The 23,291-nt window shown below is 68.8% G+C and carries 21 protein-coding genes; 13 read left to right on the forward strand and 8 right to left on the reverse strand.

The features are described 5' to 3' along the window. The first annotated feature begins 286 nt into the window (after positions 1–286). Positions 287–625, forward strand: coding sequence for a P-II family nitrogen regulator (glnK, locus tag GBZ48_RS22495; protein WP_012977707.1), 339 nt, complete (start codon positions 287–289; stop codon positions 623–625). A 93-nt stretch (positions 626–718) separates the two neighbouring features. Here the strand turns inward: glnK and GBZ48_RS22500 are convergent, their stop codons facing one another. After that, entirely contained in the window at positions 719–1,306 is a 588-nt protein-coding gene (locus GBZ48_RS22500) for a DUF2239 family protein (RefSeq protein WP_174473046.1), read from the reverse strand. Positions 1,307–1,567: 261 nt separating this feature from the next. Here GBZ48_RS22500 and GBZ48_RS22505 point away from each other — a divergent pair, with 261 nt between their 5' ends. Next, positions 1,568–2,824 (forward strand): aminotransferase class I/II-fold pyridoxal phosphate-dependent enzyme, encoded by a 1,257-nt coding sequence (locus tag GBZ48_RS22505; protein WP_174473047.1) that lies wholly within the window; start codon positions 1,568–1,570, stop codon positions 2,822–2,824. A 65-nt stretch (positions 2,825–2,889) separates the two neighbouring features. Further along, positions 2,890–5,505 carry a DNA translocase FtsK gene (locus GBZ48_RS22510; protein ID WP_174473048.1) on the forward strand — a complete coding sequence of 872 codons (2,616 nt, stop codon included), beginning with the start codon at positions 2,890–2,892 and terminating at the stop codon, positions 5,503–5,505. Positions 5,506–5,833: 328 nt separating this feature from the next. On the opposite strand, the gene znuB is transcribed toward GBZ48_RS22510, so the two are convergent. Together znuB and znuC are read right to left on the reverse strand one after the other, a co-directional pair. Further along, on the reverse strand, positions 5,834–6,619 hold the full coding sequence (gene znuB / locus GBZ48_RS22515; RefSeq protein WP_098736094.1) for a zinc ABC transporter permease subunit ZnuB: 786 nt from the start codon (positions 6,617–6,619) through the stop codon (positions 5,834–5,836). Next, positions 6,612–7,412: a zinc ABC transporter ATP-binding protein ZnuC gene (znuC, locus tag GBZ48_RS22520; protein ID WP_209798501.1), complete on the reverse strand. Its 801-nt coding sequence runs from the start codon at positions 7,410–7,412 to the stop codon at positions 6,612–6,614. The genes znuB and znuC overlap by 8 nt, the downstream gene beginning before the upstream one ends. An 89-nt stretch (positions 7,413–7,501) precedes the next feature. On the opposite strand from znuC, the gene znuA reads away from it, so the two are divergent. Both znuA and dapB read left to right on the forward strand, forming a co-directional pair. Further along, on the forward strand, positions 7,502–8,497 hold the full coding sequence (gene znuA / locus GBZ48_RS22525; protein WP_209798502.1) for a zinc ABC transporter substrate-binding protein ZnuA: 996 nt from the start codon (positions 7,502–7,504) through the stop codon (positions 8,495–8,497). A 77-nt stretch (positions 8,498–8,574) separates the two neighbouring features. Continuing rightward, positions 8,575–9,372: a 4-hydroxy-tetrahydrodipicolinate reductase gene (gene dapB, locus GBZ48_RS22530; protein ID WP_174473049.1), complete on the forward strand. Its 798-nt coding sequence runs from the start codon at positions 8,575–8,577 to the stop codon at positions 9,370–9,372. Between the two features lie 52 nt (positions 9,373–9,424). On the opposite strand, the gene GBZ48_RS22535 is transcribed toward dapB, so the two are convergent. After that, positions 9,425–10,960 (reverse strand): response regulator, encoded by a 1,536-nt coding sequence (locus GBZ48_RS22535; RefSeq protein ID WP_246307378.1) that lies wholly within the window; start codon positions 10,958–10,960, stop codon positions 9,425–9,427. Between the two features lie 142 nt (positions 10,961–11,102). Continuing rightward, a complete protein-coding gene (locus GBZ48_RS22540) occupies positions 11,103–11,741 on the reverse strand; it encodes a LysE family translocator (RefSeq protein ID WP_174473051.1) in 639 nt (212 codons plus the stop codon). Positions 11,742–12,113: 372 nt separating this feature from the next. Here GBZ48_RS22540 and GBZ48_RS22545 point away from each other — a divergent pair, with 372 nt between their 5' ends. Continuing rightward, positions 12,114–12,362, forward strand: a complete 249-nt coding sequence (locus GBZ48_RS22545) for a hypothetical protein (protein WP_098736097.1) — start codon at positions 12,114–12,116, stop codon at positions 12,360–12,362. Between the two features lie 94 nt (positions 12,363–12,456). Beyond that, positions 12,457–12,747 carry a hypothetical protein gene (locus GBZ48_RS22550; RefSeq protein ID WP_098736280.1) on the forward strand — a complete coding sequence of 97 codons (291 nt, stop codon included), beginning with the start codon at positions 12,457–12,459 and terminating at the stop codon, positions 12,745–12,747. A 115-nt stretch (positions 12,748–12,862) separates the two neighbouring features. On the opposite strand, the gene GBZ48_RS22555 is transcribed toward GBZ48_RS22550, so the two are convergent. After that, a complete protein-coding gene (locus GBZ48_RS22555) occupies positions 12,863–13,114 on the reverse strand; it encodes a hypothetical protein (protein ID WP_109048879.1) in 252 nt (83 codons plus the stop codon). A gap of 487 nt (positions 13,115–13,601) precedes the next feature. Between GBZ48_RS22555 and GBZ48_RS22560 the strand changes: the two genes are divergently transcribed. The 4 genes from GBZ48_RS22560 to GBZ48_RS22575 all read left to right on the forward strand — a co-directional run bounded on the left by GBZ48_RS22560 (position 13,602) and on the right by GBZ48_RS22575 (position 19,593). Then, the gene (locus tag GBZ48_RS22560; RefSeq protein ID WP_174473052.1) at positions 13,602–17,159 is read left to right on the forward strand and encodes a NahK/ErcS family hybrid sensor histidine kinase/response regulator; all 3,558 of its coding nucleotides are present in this window, start codon (positions 13,602–13,604) and stop codon (positions 17,157–17,159) included. A gap of 53 nt (positions 17,160–17,212) precedes the next feature. Continuing rightward, the gene (locus GBZ48_RS22565) at positions 17,213–17,959 is read left to right on the forward strand and encodes a LuxR C-terminal-related transcriptional regulator (protein WP_246307379.1); all 747 of its coding nucleotides are present in this window, start codon (positions 17,213–17,215) and stop codon (positions 17,957–17,959) included. Positions 17,960–18,012: 53 nt separating this feature from the next. Then, complete coding sequence (locus tag GBZ48_RS22570; protein ID WP_174473053.1) at positions 18,013–18,333, forward strand: hypothetical protein; 321 nt, start codon at positions 18,013–18,015, stop codon at positions 18,331–18,333. Between the two features lie 72 nt (positions 18,334–18,405). Further along, positions 18,406–19,593, forward strand: coding sequence for a DNA polymerase IV (locus tag GBZ48_RS22575; RefSeq protein ID WP_174473054.1), 1,188 nt, complete (start codon positions 18,406–18,408; stop codon positions 19,591–19,593). A gap of 143 nt (positions 19,594–19,736) precedes the next feature. On the opposite strand, the gene rnk is transcribed toward GBZ48_RS22575, so the two are convergent. Together rnk and GBZ48_RS22585 are read right to left on the reverse strand one after the other, a co-directional pair. Beyond that, on the reverse strand, positions 19,737–20,159 hold the full coding sequence (gene rnk, locus GBZ48_RS22580) for a nucleoside diphosphate kinase regulator (protein WP_246307380.1): 423 nt from the start codon (positions 20,157–20,159) through the stop codon (positions 19,737–19,739). 411 nt (positions 20,160–20,570) lie between these two features. Next, positions 20,571–21,050, reverse strand: coding sequence for an Lrp/AsnC family transcriptional regulator (locus tag GBZ48_RS22585; protein WP_174473056.1), 480 nt, complete (start codon positions 21,048–21,050; stop codon positions 20,571–20,573). 218 nt (positions 21,051–21,268) lie between these two features. Here GBZ48_RS22585 and ald point away from each other — a divergent pair, with 218 nt between their 5' ends. Both ald and GBZ48_RS22595 read left to right on the forward strand, forming a co-directional pair. Further along, positions 21,269–22,393 (forward strand): alanine dehydrogenase, encoded by a 1,125-nt coding sequence (ald, locus tag GBZ48_RS22590; RefSeq protein WP_174473057.1) that lies wholly within the window; start codon positions 21,269–21,271, stop codon positions 22,391–22,393. A 729-nt stretch (positions 22,394–23,122) separates the two neighbouring features. After that, positions 23,123–23,291: ABC transporter permease subunit (locus GBZ48_RS22595; RefSeq protein WP_423319691.1), on the forward strand; the 169-nt coding region annotated here is incomplete at its 3' end.

Below are 23,291 nucleotides of genomic sequence, written 5' to 3' on the forward strand. Positions count from 1 at the left end.
GTCCAGTGTCCAGTCCCCGGCCGGCACAGGCAGACCGCCGGACAGATTGTCGCTGAACGAATTTTGGGCAAATGCCGCCCTTTTGGGCGCCCAATCAACAGGCATATTCCCATCGTTGCAGCGCATTTCAACCGGCACGATTCTTGTAATCGTTGATTTTTGCGGTCGACGCGAACAGGCTTGGGCCAACGGCGGGGGAACGGTACGGTGTCGGGCCGGACTGGAACCGCAACGGGGCTGCCACAGCCTTGCACGCGGCCGGAACAACGCTTTAAGGGGAAGCCACATGAAACTGGTTATGGCCATCATCAAGCCGTTCAAGCTCGACGAAGTGCGCGAGGCGCTGACGTCGCTCGGGATCCAGGGCCTGACCGTCAGCGAGGTCAAGGGCTTCGGCCGCCAGAAAGGCCAGACGGAAATCTACCGCGGCGCCGAATATTCCGTGAGCTTCCTGCCCAAGGTGAAGGTCGAGGTCGCCGTGTCCGACGACCAGTATGAGCAGGTTGTCGAGGCGATCCAGAAGGCCGCCAACACCGGCCGCATCGGCGACGGCAAGATCTTCGTTCTGGAGATCGCCCAGGCCGTGCGCATCCGCACCGGCGAGACCAACGCCGAGGCGCTGTAAGGCTGCCGACCCTCGGGGTCCGCTCCTTCCGGCGGGAACGGACCCGGCGGGCGCGCTTCCCGCGCGCCTGTCCTCACATCTTCAGCCGGCTTCCTATCCCTCAGCCGGCCCTTTATCTCCGTCGCCAAAGACCTCCGCCGCCATCGCACGGGCGTAATCGCGCACGTCGGCCGGCCAGTCGGCCGTCAGCGCCTCGAACCGCGCTCGGTCCGCGGCATAGAGCGCCCGCACCGCCTCCTCATAGCCCGGACGGTCGCCGGCCAGTTCCAGCATGACACGGTAGGCGGTTTCCTGCGCCCGGCGCACCCGGTCCTTCGCCTCGCCGCCCTTGCGCGCCTCGTCTACCAGCTTACGCAGCGCCACAGACGCGCCGCCCGGCTGGGCATTCAGCCAGTCCCAATGGCGCGGCAACAGCGTCACCTCCCGCGCGACGACACCCAGCTTCGGCCGCCCCGGCCCCCGCGGCGGTGGGGAGAGACGCCACGCAAGCTCCTCATCGCTTCCTCGCAGGTCGAGGTCGACCACCTTGCCGGTGGCATCGTCGAACACCAGCACCGGCGGCCCATCCGGTTCCGCGTCCAGTGCCGTCCGCACCACCCGCGCAACGCTCAGCGCATCCCCGGCGGCCAGGCGGCGCTCGCCCCGGAAGGCGGTGCAGAGGGTTTCGGCGGTGACGGACATGGTCGGAACTCCCGTGGTGATGTTCGCATTTTACCCGGATGAAAACCGGGCGTCAATATCGCCCGGATGAAATAGAGAAGCGACCCGAAAGGACACTGTCTTCCGTCTCCTGTGACCGTTCGGCCACCCGCCGCGCCCAAAGGTTCTGGGCGCTTGTGCCCCCCGTGCCCCGCCGATAGGATCGGTCCCTCAATCGAAGACATGGCCGCCTCCCCGGGCCGGGGTGCGGCATCCGGGGTTGCGAAGAGGGTTGCGGTCGCCATGGTTTCTGCGGATTTCAGCGTCAACAGCGGTGCCGTCTTCACCGAGGCGATCGGCAACGACCGGCTCGACCTGCTGACCGATTATCCCTTCACCCGGCTGGCCAATCTGCTGGCGCCGATCACCCCGCGCGCCAATGTCGCTCCCGTCCTGCTGACGGTTGGCGAACCGCAGCACACCCCGCCCGCCATCATCGAGGAGACGCTGCGCGCCAGCGCATCCGGCTGGAACAAGTATCCGCCGGTCGGCGGCACGCCGGAGTTCCGCGCCGCAACCGGCGACTGGCTGACCCGCCGCTACGATCTGCCGGCCGGGCTGCTGCATGCCGACAGCTCCATCCTGCCGCTGTCGGGCACGCGCGAGGCGCTGTTCATGCTGGCCCTGCTGGCGGTGCCGACGCGGAAGGCCGGACGGCAGCCGGCGGTGCTGATGCCCAACCCCTTCTACGCGCCCTATGAGGGGGCCGCCGTGATGGCGGGGGCGGAGCCGGTGTTCCTGTCGGCCACCCGCGAGACCGGCTTCCTGCCCGATCTCGACGCCCTGACGCCGGAGCTGCTGGAGCGCACGGCGCTCTTCTACCTCTGCACCCCCGCCAACCCGCAGGGTGCCGCGGCGACGCCGGCCTATCTCGCCAAGGCCATCGCCCTGGCGCGGCAGTACGGCTTCGTGCTGGCGGTCGACGAATGCTATGCCGAGATCTGGCTGGACGCCCCGCCGGTCGGCGCGCTCCAGGTCGCGGCCGGCCTGCCCTACGCGGACGGCAAGCCCTGGTCCAACCTGCTGGTCTTCCATTCCCTGTCCAAGCGGTCGAGCGCCGCCGGCCTGCGCTCCGGCTTCGTCGCCGGCGACCCAGCGCTGATCGGCCGCTTCTCCCGCCTGCGCAGCTACGGCTGTGCCGGCATGCCGCTGCCGATCCTGGCCGCCAGCACCGCGCTGTGGCAGGACGAGGCCCATGTGGAGGAGAACCGCGCCGCCTACCGCGCCAAGTTCGCGGCAGCGGAGGCGGAACTGGGCGGCCGCTACGGCTATTACCGCCCGGCCGGCGGCTTCTTCCTCTGGCTGGAAGTCGGCAACGGCGAGGAGGCCGCCAAGCGGCTGTGGGCGGAGGGCGCGGTCCGCGTCCTGCCCGGCGCCTATCTGTCGCGCAGCAACCCCGGCGAGCCGAACCCCGGCGAGGCCTTCATCCGCGTCGCCCTGGTGCAGGACACCGACACCGTCGCCCAGGCCTGCGCCTCCATCGTCCGCATTCTCGGCTGAGCGGTTCCGGCACCCGGTTCCGCCCAGCCCCTTTTTCGGTTTCTACAGCACGAGGTTTCCGTCCCATGGCCCGACCCGCCGGCCCCTCCTCCGCGCGCCCCCGGCCCAGCCTGGGACGGCCCGCCCCCAGCCCGCGCAAGGGAGCGCCCCGCGAAGCCGCGAAGGAGCCGGGAAAGGACCGCATCCGCCCCGGCCGCAACCGGCAGGAAAAGCCGCCCTTCTTCTCGCCGGCCATGCGCGCCTTCGTCGTCGCCCGCGCGCGCGAGGCGATGGGCTTCGTGCTGGGGCTGTTCGGCCTGCTGCTGATGGTGCTGCTGGGCAGCTACGACCCGCATGACGCCTCGCTGAACTCGGTCCCTGCCACGGCGGGCGGCACGCACAACCTGTTCGGCATCCCCGGCGCCTATGCCGCCGACCTGCTGATCCAGTCGCTGGGCTGGGCCGCCTTCGTCATCGCGCTGGTGCCGATGTTCTGGGGCTGGCGCCTCGGCGCACAGCGCAAGCTCGGCAACCCGCTGTTCCGCACCGTCCTGGCACTGTGGGGCGTGTTCCTGGTGGCGATGGCGCTGGCCGGCCTGACCGATGCCTCCACCGATCCGCTGGCCCCGCTTCCGGGCGGCAGCATCGGCCAGGTGCTGCTGCGCGGGGTCGGCAACCTGTTTGGGGCCGAGCCGATGGTGGCGACCGCCGCCGCGGTGGGCGGCGGGCTGGTGCTGTTCCTGGCGGCCGGCCTGTCGATCGGCGAATGGATCGCCAGCTTCCGCGCACTCGGCCGCGGCATGGTCAACGGCGTCCGCCTGATCCGCCAGGGCGCCCGCAACGGCGTGGACTCCCTGCGCCGCCACGGCCGCACTGCCGCGCAGGCCGCCTCGGTCGCGGTGGACGCCTCGCTGCGCGGCGACAAACGCGACATCCCGCGCTTCGACGAAGCCGTTCAGGTGACGCCGCTTCCCCCCGCCGGCCTCGACGCCGGCCGGGTTCCGCCGACGACCGGCACCGCGGCAAGCCCGGCTGCCGCCCCCAGCACAACTGCTCTGGGCGCAGTCGACAAGCCGGTCCGCACCGTTCCCATCGTCACCCCGCCCAAATCCGCCGCACCGGAGAACAAAGGCGACAAGTCGGACCCGCGCCAGAGCCGCCTGCCGCTGGGCGAGGAAGAGGGTCCGCCGGGCTACGAGCTGCCGCCGCTCGACCTGCTGCAGGTGCCGCCGACCGGCATCCGCGGCGAACAGCTGGACGAGGCGGCGCTTCAGCGCAATGCCAGCCAGCTGGAAGGCGTGCTGGGCGATTTCGGCGTGCGCGGCGAGATCCAGAAGGTCCATCCCGGCCCGGTCGTCACCCTGTACGAGCTGGAACCGGCCCCCGGCACCAAATCCTCCCGCGTCATTGGTCTGGCCGACGACATCGCCCGCTCGATGAGCGCGGTGTCGGTCCGTGTCGCCGTGGTCCCCGGCCGCAACGTCATCGGTGTCGAGCTGCCGAACGCCAAGCGCGAGACCGTGCTGCTGCGCGAGCTGATGGCGGCGGAAGGCTTCGACAAGCATGGCGGCAAGCTGGCGCTGGCGCTCGGCAAGGACATCGGCGGCCAGCCGGTGGTCGCCGACCTCGCCCGCTTCCCCCACCTGCTGGTCGCCGGCACCACCGGCTCGGGCAAGTCGGTGGCGATCAACACCATGATCCTGTCGCTGCTCTACCGGCTGCCGCCGGAGCGCTGCCGCTTCATCATGATCGACCCGAAGATGCTGGAGCTGTCGGTCTATGAAGGCATCCCCCATCTGCTGACGCCCGTCGTCACCGATCCGAAGAAGGCGGTGGTCGCGCTGAAATGGACGGTGCGGGAGATGGAGGACCGCTACCGCAACATGTCCAAGCTGGGCGTGCGCAACATCGAGGGCTACAACGCCCGCTTGCGCGAGGCGCGCGAGGGCGGCGAGTCGCTGACCCGCCGCGTCCAGACCGGCTTCGACCCCGACACCGGCAAGCCGCTGTTCGAGGAGCAGCCGCTCGACCTGACCGAGCTGCCCTACATCGTGGTCATCGTCGACGAGATGGCCGACCTGATGCTGGTGGCCGGCAAGGACATCGAGGCGGCGATCCAGCGTCTGGCCCAGATGGCGCGCGCCGCCGGCATCCATCTGATCATGGCGACGCAGCGTCCGTCGGTCGACGTCATCACCGGCACCATCAAGGCGAATTTCCCGACCCGCATCAGCTTCCAGGTCACCAGCAAGATCGACAGCCGCACCATCCTGGGCGAACAGGGGGCCGAGCAGCTGCTGGGCCAGGGCGACATGCTCTATATGGCCGGCGGCGGCCGCATCACCCGCGTCCACGGTCCCTTCGTCTCCGACCATGAGGTCGAGCAGATCGTCAGGTTCCTCAAGGCGCAGGGCGAGCCGAACTATGTCGACGCCATCCTGGAGGACGAGGAGGGCGAGCAATCCTTCGACGACGATGCCCTGCCCGGCACCGGCGGCGGATCGGGCGATGACCTCTACGACAAGGCGGTGGCGGTGGTCTGCCGCGAGCGCAAGGCTTCGACCAGCTTCATCCAGCGCCAGCTGCGCATCGGCTACAACTCCGCCGCCCGCCTGATCGAGCGGATGGAGACCGAGGGGGTGGTCAGCAAGCCCAACCACTCCGGCAAGCGCGAAGTCCTGGCCCGCAACATCGACGAATGAGTGTTTTCGGGCTGCCCGTTGACAGCGGGCGGGTGCAGCACCAATATCGGGGGTAGGCGGGCCGAGGACGGCATTCCCCGGCCCGCCTGCCCGATCTTAGTGCGTCAGAAGGTCAAGCAGCCGCTTGACGATCTCCAGCACCAGGATCAGGAGAGTGAGGATCTTCTCCATCCTCCAGCCCTCCCTTGGTACGGCGGCGATGGCGGCCCTCCCGCCATCGCGTCCGCCGGCGGACTATGGCGCAGGCGGTCACGTCCGAAAACGGGAAACTCACACAGACGTGTTCTTTTTCTGATTGCAGACAGCGCTGCCAGCACGGTGGTTCGCGTCAGCGCCGCAACGGCACCAGCGATCCCAGCAGGAACAGCGCGGCGGCAGCCACCACCACGCTCGGGCCGCCCGGCAGATCCCAGTTCAGCGAAGCCAGGATTCCGGCGATCACCGCCAGGATGCCCAGGACAGAGGCCAGCGCCGCCATCCCTTCCGGCGTGCGGGCGAAGCGGCGGGCAGCTGCGGCGGGTATGATCAGCAGCGACGTGATCAGCAGGATGCCGACAATCTTCATGGCGATGGCGATCACCAGCGCGATCAGCAGCATGAAGGCCAGCCGCAGGGCATCGACCGGCATGCCCTCCACCCGCGCCAGATCCTCGTCCACCGTCACCGCCAGCAGCCGGCGCCACAGCAGCGCCAGCCCGGTCAGCGCCACCGCCCCGCCGCCATAGATCGCCATCAGGTCGCCATCGGTCACCGACAGGATGTCGCCGAACAGATAGGCCATCAGGTCGACGCGCAGCGTCTCCAGAAAAGCCAGCGCCACCAGCCCCAGCGACAGCGAGCCGTGCGACAGGATGCCGAGCAGCGTGTCGGCCGCCAGATGGCGGCGGCGCTGCAACGCCACCAGCGCCAGCGCCAGCGACACGCAGACCACCATCACCCCGATCATCGGGTTGACGCCCAGCAGGAAGCCCAGCGTCACACCCAGCAGGGCGGAATGGGACAGCGTGTCGCCGAAATAGGCCATGCGCCGCCACACCACGAAGGAGCCCAGCGGCCCGGCCAGCAGAGCGATGCCGCCGCCGGCCAGCAGGGCGCGGATCACGAACTCATCCATGGCAGCAGTCCCCGTCATGGTCGTGGACGACCTTGCCGTCCTCGGCATGGGCATGGTCGTGGTGATGGACATAGACCGCGAGGTCGCGGGCATGGCCGCCGAACAGGGCATGGTATTCCGGGTGCCGGCTGACATCCTCCGGCCGGCCGGAACAGCAGACATGGGCGTTCAGGCAGATCACCCGGTCGGTGCGCGCCATCACCGTGTGCAGGTCGTGGCTGACCAGCAGCACGCCGCAGCCGCGCCGCTGCCGCACCTGGGCGATGCGGTTGAACAGCTCCGCCTGCCCATGCACGTCCACCGCCTGATCGGGCTCGTCCAGCACCAGCAGGTCCGGTTCGCCCAGCAGGGCGCGGGCCAGCAGCACCCGCTGCATCTCGCCGCCGGAAATCGTCTGCACCGCCGAGTCGGCAAGCCGCTTCACCCCGGCCTCCTCCAGCGCCGCCGCCACCTGATCGGCGGTCACCGGCCGCCACAGCGCCAGGAACCGGCGCACGGTCAGCGGCAGCGTCTGGTCCACCGACAGCCGTTGCGGCATGTAGCCGACACGCAGGTTCGGGCGCCGCAGCACCCGCCCGCCACTGGGCGCCGTCAGCCCCAGCACGGCGCGCACCAGCGTCGTCTTGCCGGCACCGTTCGGGCCGATCAGCGTCACCACTTCGCCCGGCTGGACGGCGATGTTGACACGGTCCAGCACGGTGCGGCCGCCGAAACGGACGGTCAGATCCTCGGTCCAGGCGAGCGGGCCGGCGAAGAGGGCGGAGGTATCCCGGTTTGGGTGGGGTATTGACATGTTACGTTATAACGTGACACCAAAATGACTGTGGCTTCCCTATGCTCTGAAACCGGCAGCCTGTCCAGCAAGTCGAGAGGATCCCTCCCATGCGTCGATTCGCGCTGCCCGGCTTCGTGGCCGGCACCCTGAGCGCTCTTGCCGCCATCGCCAGCGCCACCGCCGCCCTGCCGGCCTGGGCCGAGGCACCGAAGGTCGTGGTGTCGATCAAGCCGATCCATTCCCTGGTCGCCGCGGTCATGCATGGGGTGGGGACGCCCACGCTTCTGGTCCGCGGCGGCGCCTCGCCGCACAGCTACACGATGAAGCCGTCGGATGCGAAGGCGCTGTCGGCCGCCGATCTGGTGGTCTGGGTCGGTCCCGAACTGGAAGGGTTCCTGGAAAAGCCGCTGAAGGCCAACGCACCGAAGGCGACGCGGCTGACCCTGATGGAGCAGACGGGCCTGACCCTGCTGCAGACACGCGAAGGCGGCGCCTGGGAGGCACATGACCATGGGCATGAAGAGCACGGCCACAAGGATCACGACCACAAGGGCCATGAGGCTGCGGACCACGACGACGACCATGACGAGCTGAACAGCCATATCTGGCTCGATCCCGCCAACGCCCGCGCCATCGTCACCGCGACGGCGGATGCGCTGGCCGCCAGGGATCCGGCCGATGCGGAGGCCTACCGTACCAACGCCGACCGCACGCTCCAGGCGATCGACGCGCTGGATGCGGAACTGAAGGCCACGCTGGCGCCACTGAAGGACAAGCCCTTCGTCGTCTTCCACGACGCCTACCAGTATTTCGAGGCGCGCTACGACCTGTCGGCGGTGGGATCGATCACCGTCAGCCCCGACCGCCGCCCGTCGGCCAAGCGGCTGTCGGCGATCCGCGCCAAGATCGCCGGTCTGAACGCCGCCTGCGTCTTCGCCGAGCCGCAGTTCGAACCGACGCTGGTCCGTACGGTGGTCGAGGGCACCAAGGCGAAGACCGGCGTGCTCGACCCCGAAGGCGCCGACCTGCCGGAGGGCGAGGCGCTCTACCCCACCCTGATGCGCAACCTCGCCGCATCGCTGCGCGGCTGCCTTGGCGCTTAAGCCACGGCCGGGCCTGTGCTAAACCGCTGGGAGGGCGGGAAAGTCCGGCCTTAAGAGCTGAACAGAGGATGGGCGTCATGAAGATCGGTGTCGTCGGGTGCGCGGGGCGCATGGGCCAGATGCTGGTGCGCGAGATCGCGGCGACCGCGGGCTGCACGCTGGCCGGCGGGACCGAGCGGGTGGGCGGCCCGGCGCTGGGCAAGGATCTGGGCATCCTCGCCGGGATCGACCCGCTGGGCGTGACCGCCATCGACGATCCGGTCGCGCTCTTCGCGGAGGCCGACGCGGTGATCGACTTCACCAGCCCGGACTCGACGGAGCGGCACGCCGCGCTCGCCGCCCAGTCGGAGACCGTGCTGGTCGTCGGCACCACCGGCCTCAACCCGTCACAGCAGGCGGCCATCGCCACCGCGGCCACCCACACCGCCATCGTCCAGTCGCCCAACATGTCGCTGGGCGTCAATTTGCTGCTGGCGCTGGTCGAGCAGGTCGCCCACGCGCTGGACGACGACTACGACATCGACATCCTGGAGATGCACCACCGCCGCAAGGTCGATGCGCCGTCGGGCACCGCGCTGGGCCTCGGCCGCGCCGCGGCGGCCGGGCGCGGGGTGGCGCTGGAGGATGTCTGGCAGAAGGTGCGCGACGGCCACACCGGCGCCCGTCCGCGCGGCGAGATCGGCTTCGCCACCCTGCGCGGCGGCGACGTGATCGGCGACCACACCGTGTTCTTCGCCAGCGAGGGCGAGCGGGTCGAGCTGACCCACAAGGCGTCCGGCCGCGGGATCTACGCCAAGGGCGCCGTCCGCGCCGCCCTGTGGGCGCAGGACAAGACGCCGGGCCTCTACAGCATGCGCGACGTGCTGGGCGTCTGAAAACCGGCCTTCAACAGGCCGGCCTTCGAAAACCAAGCGGGGCGGCGGGCGCTTACGCCCCCGCCCCGTCGCGTTCCAGCACCGCCAGGAAGGCCTCGACCACCCGCGGGTCGAAATGGCCGCCCGCCTCCGCCCGCAGCAGGTCCAGAACCTCGCCGATGTCCCACGCCTTCTTGTAGGGGCGGCGGTGCAGCAGGGCGTCGAACACGTCGGCGACGGCGACGATGCGGCCGGCCAGCGGGATGGCGTCGCCGGCCAGCCCCTTCGGATAGCCGCTGCCGTCGAACTTCTCGTGATGGCTCTCGGCGATCTCCGCGCCCATCGACAGGTAGCCGTGGCGGTCGCCGCCGCAGGCATCGCGCAGGATGCTGCCGCCGATGGCGGCATGGTCGCGCATCACCGCCATCTCCGCCTCGTCCAGCCGGCCCGGCTTGCGCAGGATGGCGTCGGGGATGCCGACCTTGCCGACATCGTGCAGCACGCTGGCCAGCCCGATGGTGTCGCAGAACCAGTCGTCCAGCTCCTGCGCGAAAGTGTTGCGGGCCTGGAGTTCGCGGGCAATGGCGGTGGCCCAGCGGCCCAGCCGCTTCACATGGTCGCCGGTGACCTCGTCCTTGTATTCGGCCAGCTTGCCCAGCGCATGGACGGTGGCGATCTGCGCCTGGTTCAGCCGCTCGTAAAGCCGCAGATTGTCCAGCCCGACCGCCGCCTTGGTGCAGAGCAGTTCCACCAGCGGCCGGTCGCCCGCGGCGAAGGGGCCCCCCAGCAGGCAGAGCGCCAGCGGCGGCGCATCGCGGCCGCGCAGCACGGCGACTCCGCAGCGGTCGCTCCAGCGCGTCTGCCCGTCGGCCAGCGCCGCCATGATCGTGGCCTCCGCCGGCAGGCCGTCTGCCGGCAACCCGGCCTCCGCCACGATGGACGGCCGCCCGTCCTCCCCGGCGGCGCACAGCAGGGCGGAGTGGGCGCCGGTCACCAGCGCCGCCGCCCGCCCGACCAGCCCGGCCAGGAATTGCGGGCGCGAGCGCAGCCCGGCCAGATGGACCGCCGCCTCCATCACCCGCTCCAGCCCCTGGCGGCCATGCTCGATGGTGGCGATGTGCTGGTAGGAGCGCAATGCTGCGACCGCCGCAGTGTAGAGCTTCTGCGCCGTCAGTTCGCTCTTGGCCTTGTAATCGTTGATGTCGTAGGTGGCGATCACCTGCCGTTCGGGCGCCTGCCCCGGCTGGCCGGTGCGCAGGATGATGCGGACCTGCCGGTTGCCCATCTCCTCGCGGATGTGGCGGACCAGCTTCAGCCCGGCATCGTCGGTCTCCATCACCACGTCCAGCAGGATGGCGGCGATGCCGGGATGCTCGGCCAGCAGCAACCGCGCCTGCCTTGCGGTGTAGGCGGACAGGAAGCGGACCGGCCGCTCCTCGAACATCATCTCGCCCAGCACGACGCGGGTGATGGCGTGGACCTCGTGGTCGTCGTCGACGATCAGGATCAGCCAGGGCGGATTGCGCCGCCCGCCGTCAGCGGATTCCTCCGCTTCGGCGGCGAATTCCAGAACATCCCCGGCGGAATCCCGCCGGAGAGTGTCCGCCATGTTGGCCCTCTTGCCCCCGTCGACCATCACCGCCCCCGCGGATCGATTCGCCTTGGCCGGCGTCAAAAAATTACCGGCGCGTGCATCACCCCATTCTCTGACAATTTTCGGTGAAGTTATAATGATTTGTCAATGAACCGGCTCAAGCCGTCCGCTTCCAGGCCACGGTCAGCAGCCCGGCACCCATCAGCAGCGAACCGCCGACCCGGTTGACCGTCCGCTGCACCGACGGCGTCCTGACCGCGCGGCGCGCCGCCGAGGCCAGCAGGGCATAGCCGGCGGCGTTCAGCGTCGCCAGCACCAGGAAGGTCGCCTCCATCACCACCATCTGCCCGGCCAGCGGCCGGCCGGCGTCGAGGAACTGCGGCAGGAAGGCGACGAAGAAGACGATGCTCTTGGGGTTCAGCGCGGTGACGGCATAGGTGTGCAGCATCATGCGCCAGGGCCGCACGCCCTGCTCCCCTGCCGAGTCGTCGGCCACCGCCTCCGCCTCACGGACCGGCGCCCGCCACAGCTTGATGCCGAGATAGAGGAGATAGGCGGCACCCGCCCATTTCAGCAGGGTGAACAGCGCCGCCGAGGTCGACAGCAGCACCCCCAGCCCCAGCATGGAGGCGGTCATTGCCGTAAAGTCGCCCAGCGCCACCCCGGCCACCGTCGCCATGGCCGATTTCCGCCCATGGCCCAGGGCATAGGACACGACGATCAGCACCGTCGGCCCCGGGATCATCAGCATGATGGCGGAAGCGGCGGCGAAGGCGAGCCACAGGTCGGCGGACATGGTGCGGTCTCCGGTATGGATGGTGACCCATTCATCAATCCACAGCCGGCTGGCCTGTGCAATGGTGTTGGAGGCGGGACGGATCGTAGCGCCCATAAGCAAAAGCCCGCCCGGCGCAAGAGCGCAGTGGCGGCGGAGCCGGCCAGAATTTGCCGCGTCAGACCCGCGAAACGGTCACAGGCGGAATAATTCGTCGCGACCTATGTTGGTCCCTGTATCGGCCGATCCGCGGCGGCATCGCCAGGGCGCCGGTTGTGGCTCCATCGTCGAATTGTCACAGCCGAACGTCATAGGCGCCATTGTGGAATCCGGAACGAAGGTCTAGTTTGTTCGTGCCCCCAACGATTCCCCGAGCATGGGAAGGTGCCATCCATGAACCTGCACAATCTGGCCAGCGATATGGTGCAAACCGCTCTGGCCTGTGAAAAGGCGCTCCCCGGACGGGCGAACGCCGACGAACATGATCTCGCCCGGCACATCCTGGTCGAACCCGACCACGCCTGGCACGTTTGCGAGACCTACGCCCGCGCTGTCAGCATTCCGGTCGAACAGCTCCCGGTCAGCCAGCTCCGCGGCCTCATCAGCGACATCGTCCTGTCGAAGCTTCCCCGTTACGACTGAGTTTCTCGATCCCAAGGGCCGGCGCCGTATCCGGCCGATGGCCGGAACGATCCGGGTTTTCCAAATCCCGCACTCCAAGTTCCGTGGTGCCACCATGGCGATCGAGCTTCATTCCTTTACCGTAACGCTGGCCGTCGCGGATGCGACCGGCTGTTCCAGCGCCGCCGAACACCGTGCCCGCATCTGGAAGGCCGTGTCCGACCTGTCGGCCGCCGTCCGCAATGCCGGCATGGCGACCGAGGCCCGTTTCCGCGGCCAGGACCGCCAGGGCCATGTCCTGTTCGAGGCGACCGACACCGGCGCCGCCTTCCTGCGCGGCCTTCCCGCCATCGCCAGCGTCGATGACGCGCGCAGGAACGGCGGGCGCGTCCAGCTTCGTCACTGAACCCCCGTCACTGACGGGCCGGCGGGCACCGCGCCCGCCGGAAAAGCAAAGGCCCGCCGCTCCGATCCGGAGCGGCGGGCCTTGCCATGTCAGACACAGGGGGCAGACACAGGGTTCAGCGCGCGCGGTGGCGCAGCGGCCGGACGTTGCTTTCGGTCTCGACCTCTTCCTCAGTGGGGCGCACCTTCTTCAGCTGGACGATGAAACGCTCGGCGCCGTTCTCCATCACGGCAATGCCGGTCAGGCCATGCGCCCAATCACAGGGAACGACGTGGATCTCCTTGATGGTGGCGGTGCCGGCCGCAAGCTCCGCACGGTCCAGGACCACGTCCCCGACCCGGAACCCCAAATAGGCATCGATCAGCATTCTCTTGGGCGTCCGTCTTCCGTTTCAGGCCACGCACCGGGGCCGGCACCGACGGCCGGGCTCCCTTACGATGGACCATCTTGCCATAGATTGGGCCGTTCGCGACGCTTTCCCAGCGATGACGACGCAGTAAACCGACAGGGACCCCCGTTTGTCCCACTGCCGGCGGGGCCGGACGGCAGGCGCGGAAGCGGCCGTCCCCGTACGAGGGAGGAGACGGAAACGGCCGCTTCGGCGGTCCCCGGACCCTTGGGCGTATGCCCGGGACCGGGGCGGGAACGCCAGCCGTCGCACCAGCGGCGACCGGGACGGCGGCGTCCGGCAGGCGCAGAATAGTTCCAGCAACAAACCATTTGCGCCCCCTACCTTCGTTTAGCTCTGCACAGTTTTTGAGCAATGGCGAGCCCGCCCGTTGTTGGCGGCGAGAGCATTGCGATAGGGTCGTCGCACAGTTTCCCCCTTTCCACCCCAAAGAGGTCCGTCGGTCGTGCAGAGTTGGCTGGTGCTGGCCGTTTCGGCGGCCTATCTGGGGGTTCTGTTCGCCATCGCCTGGTGGGGCGACCGGCGCACCGCAGGGGGCGCGCTGCTGTCGGCCTCGCCGCGGGCGACCGGGATCCTCTTTGCGCTGACGCTGTGCATCTACAACACCAGCTGGAGCTTCTACGGCTCGGTCGGCCGGGCCTCGGCCAGCGGGTTCGATTTCCTGCCGATCTATCTGGCGCCGATGATCCTGCTGCTGGCGGCCCGCCCGGTGCTGACCAAGACCATCGCCATCACCAAGGCGCAGAACGTCACCTCCATCGCCGACTTCATCGGCGCCCGCTACGGCAAGAGCCAGGCGGTGGCGGCGCTGGTGACGCTGACGGCGCTGGTCGGCGTGCTGCCCTACATCGCCTTGCAGCTGAAGGCGGTCGCCGCCAGCTTCGACGTGCTCACGGCCCCCTCGCTGGCCGCCCCGGCGGCGCTGCCGCCACCGGTCTGGGGCGACACCGCCTTCGCCGTGGCGCTGTCGATGGCGGTCTTCACCATCCTGTTCGGCGTCCGCCACATCAACGCCAGCGAGCATCACCGCGGCCTGATGCTGGCCATCGCCTTCGAAAGCCTGGTGAAGCTGACCGTCTTCCTGGCGGTGGCGGTCTTCATCGTCTGGGGCATGTTCGACGGCTACACCGACCTGATCGCCCGGCCGCAGGCGGAGCCGCTGCTGTCGCCCGACTTCACCGACCCGACCTGGTGGTCGAACACGGCGATCTCGATCATCGCCTTCCTCTGCCTGCCGCAGATGTACCATGTGATGACGGTGGAGAACGACAATCCCCGCCATCTGCGCGCCGCCGCCTGGATGTACCCCTCCTATCTGGTGGCGCTGAGCGCCCTGATGATCCCCATCGCGGTCGCCGGGCTGATCACCTTCGAGGACGGCATCAACCCCGACACCTTCATGATCACCCTGCCCATCGCGGCGGGGGCGAGCGGCTTCAGCCTGCTGTCCTTCATCGGCGGCCTGTCGGCGGCGACCGGCATGGTCATCGTCGCCGCGGTGTCGCTCAGCACCATGCTGTGCAACGACGTGGTGATGCCTCTGCTGCTCAGCCGCCCGCGCTTCGCCGCCCGCGTCGGCCGGCGCGACATGGTCGGCACGCTCCTGCTGGTGCGGCGGCTGTCGGTGGTGGGCATCCTGCTGCTGGCCTATGTCATGCACCGGCTGGTCGACCGCGATTATCCGCTGACCGTCATCGGCCTCCTGTCCTTCGTCGCCGTGGCGCAGTTCGGGCCGGCCTTCTTCGGCGGGCTGTACTGGCGGCGTGCCAACCGGGTGGGAGCGCTGGCCGGGCTGGGCGCCGGCTTCCTGCTGTGGGTCTACACGCTGCTGGTGCCGTCGATGGCGCGCATCGTGCCGGTGCCGGACGCCTTCCTCGATTTCGGCCCCTGGGGCATCGGCTGGCTGCGCCCGCAGGCGCTGTTCGGGATCGAGGGGCTGGACCCCATCTCGCACGCCAGCCTGTGGAGCCTTCTGGCCAACCTGATCGCCTTCGTCGCCGGCTCGCTGCTGGCCCGCCCCAGCGCGGTGGAACGCACCCAGGCCGTCTTCTACACCAGCGCCAGCGCCGACCGCGACGAGGACGACACCCCCCAGGCGCTGGCTAGGCTGGCCGATTTGCGGGCGCTTGCCATCCGCTTCGTCGGGGCGGAGCGCGGCAACGCCGCCTTCGATGCGTACGCCGCCGGACGCAAGGGCGAGACCGGACCCGCCGACCTCGACGCCGTCCGCTTCACCGAGACGCTGATCGCCGGTGCCATCGGGGCGGCGTCGGCGCGGGTGGTGATGGCCGCCTCGCTCCAGGGCCGCTCGCTGTCGCGCGGCGACGCCATGGCGATGCTGGACGAGGCGTCGGAGGCGCTGCGCTTCAACCGCAAGCTTCTCCAGGCGACGCTGGAGAACATCGGCCAGGGCATCTGCGTGATCGACGCCGACCACCGCATCGCCGCCTGGAACCACCGCTATCTGGAACTGCTCGACCTGCCGGCCGACATGGTGCGGGTTGGCGTGCCCTTCGCCGACCTGATCCGCTTCAACGAGCGGCGCGGCGAATACAGCGCCCACGACATGACGGCACTGCTGACCAACCGCGACACCGCCAACCAGCAATGGCCCTACCGCTACGAGCGGCGCCGCCCCGACGGCACGGTGCTGGAGATCGTCGCCAACCCGCTGCCGGAAGGCGGCTATGTCTCGACCTACACCGACGTGACCGAGCGCTACCGCGCCGCCGAGGCGCTGCGCGAGGCCAACGAAAGCCTGGAGCACCGCGTGCAGGAACGCACCGACGCGCTGCAACAGGCGAAGGCGGAGGCCGAGGCGGCGAATGCCAGCAAGACCCGCTTCCTCGCCGCCGCCAGCCACGATCTGCTGCAACCGCTGAACGCCGCCCGCCTGTTCGTCTCGGCGCTGGAGGAGAGCATGCGGGGACCGCTGCCGACGCCCGACCAGCGGGAGTCCGAATGCGGCATGATCGACAACGCCGCAGCCTCCCTGCGCTCGACCGAGATGCTGCTGGGCGGGCTGCTCGACATCTCCTCGCTGGACGCCGGCAATGTCCGGGTGAAGATGCGCAGCTTCGCCATCGACGAGCTTCTCGGCGGGCTGGGGGTGGAGTTCTCCGCCCTGGCGCAGGAACGCGGGCTGACCTTGAAGGTGGTGGGCTGCGGTGCGGTGGTGCGCTCCGACCCGCAGCTTCTGCGCCGGGTGTTGCAGAACTTCCTGTCCAACGCCATCCGCTACACGCCGAAGGGCCGCGTCCTGCTCGGCTGCCGGCGCCGCCGCGATCCTCTTCACGGCAATTCTCTGGGGGGCGATCGCCTGCGCATCGAGGTGTGGGACACCGGCCCCGGCATCCCCGAGGCCAAGCGCCACGAGGTGTTCGAGGAGTTCCGCCGGCTGGGCGGCGAAAACGGCGGCGGCAACCCGGCCGACAAGGGATTGGGCCTGGGCCTCGCCATCGTCGACCGCATCGCCCGGCTGCTCGACCATCCCGTCAGCCTGCGCTCCACCGTCGGGCGCGGCACCGGCTTCGCGGTGGAGGTGCCGATGGAGCAGGCCCGCGCCACCCCGGTCACCCGGCCGGTCTCCACCCCCGCCGCCCTGTCAGCCGGGCTTCTGGTCCTGTGCATCGACAATGAGGAGCCGATCCTGGCGGGTTTGCGCGCGCTGCTCGGCCAATGGGGCTGCCGGGTGGCGACCGCGTCGGACGTCGAAGGCGCGCTGACGGCGCTCGCTCCCTTCGACGGAGCGCTTCCCGATGTAATCTGTGTCGATTATCACGTGGGGGACGGCCAGACGGGGCTTGCGGTTCTGGAGCGGTTGCGGGAATTGTGGGACCGTCCGGTCAAGGGGCTGCTGCTGACCGCCGACCGCTCCGAAGCGGTGCGGGCGGAGGCGGAGCGTTGCGGCTGCGGGGTGCTCTACAAACCGGTGAAGCCGGCGTCGCTGCGCCGCTTCCTGAACGGGGCGGCCTTGCAGACGGCGGCCGTGGCCGAGCGTTAAGGCTGGAACCGGACAAAAGCCGGGCGGCCGCAAATGGGGGGAGTGCGGAAGCCATGGACAAGGACAGCGCAGCAGGCGCATCGAAAACGGCTGGACGAGCGGCGGCCGGGCAAGCGGCGGCTGAACAAGCGACAGCCGGGCAAACGGCCGCCGGACAGACGACAATCGTCATCGGCGACGACCATCCGCTGGTGCAGGCGGCGCTGCGCGACGCGCTGGGCAGGGCGATGCCGGAGGTGCGGGTGATCGAATGCCCGGACCTCGATTCGGTGATGACCGCGGTGGGGCAGCGGCCGGACGGGATCGACCTCGTCCTGCTCGACCTGAACATGCCCGGCACCCACGGCTTCGCCGGCCTGTTCCTGATGCTGGCCCACCATCCGACCGTGCCGGTCGCCATCCTGTCGGCCTTGCAGGATCCCGACACCATCCGCCGGGCGCTGGCCTATGGCGCGTCGGGTTACATCCCCAAGTCGCTGTCGATGCCGGCGATGGCCGACGCCATCCGCGCCATCCTGTCCGGCGAGACCTGGGCGCCGCCGCTGTCCGCCGTCTCGTCGGAAGCCGACGAGGCAGACTCCGCCCGCCGCTTCGCCTCGCTGTCGCCGCAGCAGCTGCGCATCCTGACGATGATCGTCGACGGCAAGCTGAACAAGCAGATCGCCGGCGAACTGAACGTGTCGGAGCAGACGGTGAAGGTCCATGTCTCCAGCATCCTGCGCAAGCTGAACGTGGTCAGCCGCACCCAGGCCGCCGTCGTCGCCGGCCGGCTGGCGGTGGGCGGCGACGTGTTGCGGTGAGGCCCGCCTCTTTCCCCTAGCCACAATCCCCTGACCACAGTCCCGAGTGCGCCATGGTCCTGCTGCTGATCATTTCGCTGACCCTGTCGCTGGTCCTCCTGCTCGGCGCCGCGGCGATGGAGCGGGCGGCGATCCTCGGCCGGATCAACGGAGCCAATGGCTTGACGATTCTGGTGGCGCTGGTCGTCTCGGCCGCCGCCTCCCTCGTCGTGGCCGTGCTCGCCGGCTGGATCGGCGGCTGGAGCGCCCTGCTGGCGGTGCTGGCCGGATCGGCCCTCTACCACTGGGGGATGGCGAAGCTGCTGCTGGGTGGCTTGCAGGCCATCGCCTCCCGCATCGCCGCCGCCGACCGGGCGAAGTCGCCGTCGCGCTGACCTCGCATTCCGTTCTTCCTTTGTACGCATAAGCTGGCGGTTCGCGCGGCCCTTTGCTAAGCTGCCGCCATCATGACCACCGCCCTGCACAGCGTCTGCCGCGACTGCGCCGCCGCCCTCCCCGGCGCAGGATCGGGTGACGTGACCCGCTGCCCGAAATGCGGCAGCCGGCGGCTGTTCCGCCATGCCGAGCTGCACAGCCTGCCCATCGGCCACATCGACTGCGACAGCTTCTATGCCACGGTGGAGAAGCGCGACCGGCCGGAGCTGGCCAGCCGCCCGGTGATCGTCGGCGGCGACGACCATCGCGGGGTGGTCGCCGCCTGCTGCTATGTCGCGCGGATATCGGGCGTGCGCTCGGCCATGACGATCCGCGAGGCGCTGGACCGCTGCCCCGACGCCACCATCATCCGCCCCAACATCGCCAAATACAAAGAGGTCGGCCATCGGGCCCGCGAGATCATGGAGGCCTTCACCCCGCTGGTCGAGCCGATCAGCATCGACGAGGCCTATCTCGACCTGACCGGCGTGGAAGACCGCCTCAGCATCAGCCCGGCCCAGGCGCTGGTGGAGATCGTCCGCCGCTTCGAGCGGGAACTGCGCATCACCGCCTCGATCGGGCTCAGCTACAACAAGCTGCTGGCGAAGATCGCGTCCGACCTCGACAAGCCGCGCGGCTTCTCCGCGCTGGGCCGGGCGGAGGCGGCGGCCTTCCTGGCGCCCAAGCGGGTCACCATCCTGTGGGGCGTCGGCCCGGCGCTGGAGCGCAAGCTGTTCGCCGACGGCATCACCCGCGTCGGCGACCTTCAGGACAGGGACGAGCATTGGCTGGTCAAGCGCTACGGCGCCATGGGCCGGGTGCTCTACAGCTACGCCCGTGGCGAGGATTCCCGCCGGGTGCATGCGGAGTCGCAGAGCAAGAGCATCTCGTCGGAGGAAACCTTCGACTGGGACGTCACCACCCTGCCCGCCCTGGCGCAGGAGCTGCGCCCGCTGGCCGACAAGGTCTCCCGCCGGCTGGAGCGCGAGGGGCTGCTCGGCCGCAGCGTGGTGCTGAAGCTGAAGACCAAGGATTTCCAGCAGCTGACCCGCTCCCGCCGGGTGGAGCCGACCCGCTCGGCCGAGGCGATCCTGGCCGCCGGCGTCGCCCTGTTGGAGCGCGAGGTCGACGGCCGCGCCTTCCGCCTGATCGGCATCGGCTGCACCGACCTGACCCACCCGGAAACCGCGCCGGACCCGGAACTCGACCTGTTCGGGTGAGAGGGACCATGGAAGATCAGCGGCCTTGGCACAGGGCTGTATTCCCCATCGGACGGCACGAACCGGAGCAACGTCGCGAGGCTATAGCCGCCCAGCCGGCGAAGCGGTTGTGAAGCGTCTTGCGTGCAGTCGGCGACCGCGGATCATGCGGCGACGGCGCCCCCGTCCGCAATGGGAGGCTCGACGGCCAAAACGGTGAGGGTCTTCGCCTCGCCCTCGCGCGTGTACCATGTGATCGACTGTCCTTCCGCGACGCCAATGAGGGCCGCGCCAATGGGGGTCAGCACCGACACCCGACCGGCCGCGAGGTCGGCATCACCCGGATAAACCAGGGTGACAGTCCGCTCCTGTCCGGTTACCTCGTCCCGGAACGCCACGCGCGCGCCCATCGTGACCACCGTCGTCACGAGTTCGCCGGCATCGATCACCGCAGCGCGCTCCAGTTCGACCGTGAGGTATGCATATACATCGGGCAACCTCTCGGAAACGGCCTCCACCAGAGCCGAGAGGCGGTCATGGTCGGTGGCGGTCAGCACGATGGGCGGAAACTGGTCTGCGGGACGCATCAAAATCTTCCTTCGCTTTTCTCGGCATGCACAACCGGCTGCCGGGCGACGCCCCCCGGTGGACGCCTCATCGGTCATGCAGCGGTTGCACGTGATAAACCCGCGACCGCAGTGATGCGGTTCGAGCGGCTCTCTTGGATGCGGAGATTATATTGGCCCCGGACGGTCCGGGAGCCTTGCCTCAGGCGACCAGATCCGGGGCGGGCGAGCCTGCGTGAACGCGGCCTGCACGCAGGAGGTTACGGATATGGCGGGGCGGCAGTGTCATGGTTCCCCGAACTTGGACAGGTTCGCTCCGGAATTCAAGGATTACACGATCACGACGGTGGCACGCGGCCTCCCCCTCCCTGACGCAAGCCCTTCCGGAGCGAACCTGCCCCCTTGGGCAAGAGGAAGACGTTCCCTCAGCGGTCAGTCCGCACGATCCTCCAGCGCCGGCAGGCTGCCGGGGCGCACGACGCTGCGGATGGCGAAATTCGACTGGATGCGCACCACCCCTGGCAGGCGCGACAGCGAGTCCTTGTAGATGCGGTCGTAATCGCCCGGATCCTGCGCCACCACCCGCAACAGATAGTCGGAACTGCCGGACAGCAGGTAGCACTCCCGCACCTCCGGGCAACGGCGGACGGCGGCGTCGAAGCGGCGCAGATACTCGTCGGTCTGCCGTTCCAGCGTGATCTGGACGATGACGGTCACCGACCGCTCCTCGTCCGCCGTCTCGATGATGGCGGTATAGCCGCGGATCACGCCGGAATGCTCCAGCATGTGCAGGCGGCGCAGGCAGGCGGAGGGAGACAACCCGACCTCCGCCGCCAGCTTGGCGTTGCTCATCCGGCCATCCTTGCGGAGCAGGCGCAGGATCTTGTGGTCCAGGGCGTCCAGGGCGTGCATGCAACTTTATTCGAAGACGTGGCGGATCGTACGAAAGCTCCACCACACTATGGGGGATTCATGCAAGGCTTTGCAGAGATTCACCCGCTTCGCCAGCCGTATAGTGACATCGCTGAGACAATCCGCCCTACCGATGGTTTCCTGGGATACCAGATGGTTCTGCTGGATTCGATTGGCCGGATTGACTGAAACGGGCGTTCGGATCGGGGAGATCTCGCATGGTCACGCGCATCGGCGTTCCCAAGGAAATCAAGAACCACGAATACCGCGTCGGGCTGACGCCGGCATCTGTCCGCGAACTGGCGGCGGACGGCCATTCCCTGCTGGTGCAGAGCGGCGCCGGCGCCGAGATCGGTTTTTCCGACGAGGCCTACCGTGCGGCAGGCGCCGAGATCGCCGAAACCGCCGAGGAGATCTTTGCGAGGTCCGAGCTTATCGTGAAGGTCAAGGAGCCGCAGCCGGCGGAATGTCGCAGGCTGCGGCCGGATCAGGTGCTCTTCACCTATCTGCACCTCGCCCCCGATCCCGAACAGGCCCGGCTGCTGATGGACAGCGGCTGCACCGCCATCGCCTATGAAACCGTCACCGACCGTGCCGGCCGCCTGCCGCTGCTGGCGCCGATGTCGGAGATCGCCGGCCGCATGGCGATCCAGGTCGGTGCCGTCGCCTTGCAGAAGAGCAACGGCGGCTCCGGCATCCTGCTGGGCGGCGTGCCCGGCGTGCTCCCCGGCAAGGTCCTGGTCATCGGCGGCGGCGTGGTCGGCGCCAACGCCGCCCGCATGGCGATGGGGCTGGGCGCCGACGTGACCATCGCCGACCGCTCCATGCCGCGGCTGGCCCAACTCGACGACCTGTTCGGACCGCGGCTGAAGACCGTCTATGCGTCCGCCGACACGCTCGACCGGCTGGTCGCCGATGCCGATCTGGTGGTCGGCGCCGTGCTGGTGCCGGGCGCCGCCGCGCCGAAACTGGTGCGCCGCGACCAGCTGGCCGGCATGCGCCGCGGCTCGGTTCTGGTGGACGTCGCCATCGACCAGGGCGGCTGTTTCGAGACCAGCCACGCCACCACCCATTCCGACCCGACCTATGTGGTGGACGGCGTGGTGCATTATTGCGTCGCCAACATGCCGGGTGCGGTCGCCCGCACCAGCACCGAGGCGCTGAACCACGCCACTCTGCCCTTCGTCCAGGCGCTGGCCGGCAAGGGCTGGAAACGGGCGCTGGCCGAGGATCCGCACCTGCTGGCCGGGCTGAACGTCCAGGCCGGCCGGCTGACCCATCCGGCGGTGGCCGAGGCGCTTGCACAGCCCTTCACCGACCCGCGCGAAACGGTCCGCGGATGATGTGAACAGCTGTTGACAATAAACTGAACGATATTTCTCGAAAACGCCAAGGGTAGAAATTTTGAACGGAAAAGGCGCGATGCTTCGGAACGATTGTTGTTTTTTTCGACCCTTGGAAAGAGAGTGTTGCGCCTACGGATCAAGTTGCATTACCTGTCTGTCACAAGAAAAAGGGTAACATATGCAACCGGCTCTTAAGTGCCGGGGCCAAAGACCAAGAACAGTTTTGAACAGGGTAAGGCACGGCGCCTTTCGCCGACTGGTGCTGTCCGGACGGTCACTCCGTCCGAACTGGCCCGCGATTCACAACAGGATGTCCGGCAGCGATGCCGGTGGGGACGCCACGGCGCAAGCCCGTGCCGCGCAAGTGGGAGTTGTTGACCATGGTCGAACGACGGAATGCCGCTCGGGTGCATGACCGCACCCCCGCGACCTCGTCGCGTATCCGGAAGATGCCCGCCTGGGTCAAGGCCGGCCTTATCCCGGCTCCCTGCATGCCGGCCCGCAGCGGTCCCCTGTAACGAATTCGCCCGAAGCCCCGCCGGATCCCGCATCCGGCGGGGCTTCGGCAAGAACCGGGTGCGGCGGCGGGGTTCCAAGCGTCCCCTGCCTCGGTCCTGGATGTTCTCCCCCGTTCATCCGGATCGGAACTCCGCTGCCGCACACGGCTCAATCTTTTTTGCGTGCCTGCCTATTCGTTGATCTGGGAGAGTGGGAGAAGCCTGCCTGATGGAATATTTTCTTCAGCAATTGATCAACGGCTTGTCGCTTGGAGCGATCTACGGCCTGATCGCGATCGGCTACACGATGGTGTACGGCATCATCGGGATGATCAACTTTGCCCATGGCGAGATTTACATGATCGGCTCCTTCGTGGCGCTGATCACCTTCCTGGCCA

Origin of the sequence: Azospirillum melinis (assembly GCF_013340935.1) — a bacterium.
GTDB classification, from domain to species: Bacteria; Pseudomonadota; Alphaproteobacteria; order Azospirillales; family Azospirillaceae; genus Azospirillum; species Azospirillum melinis.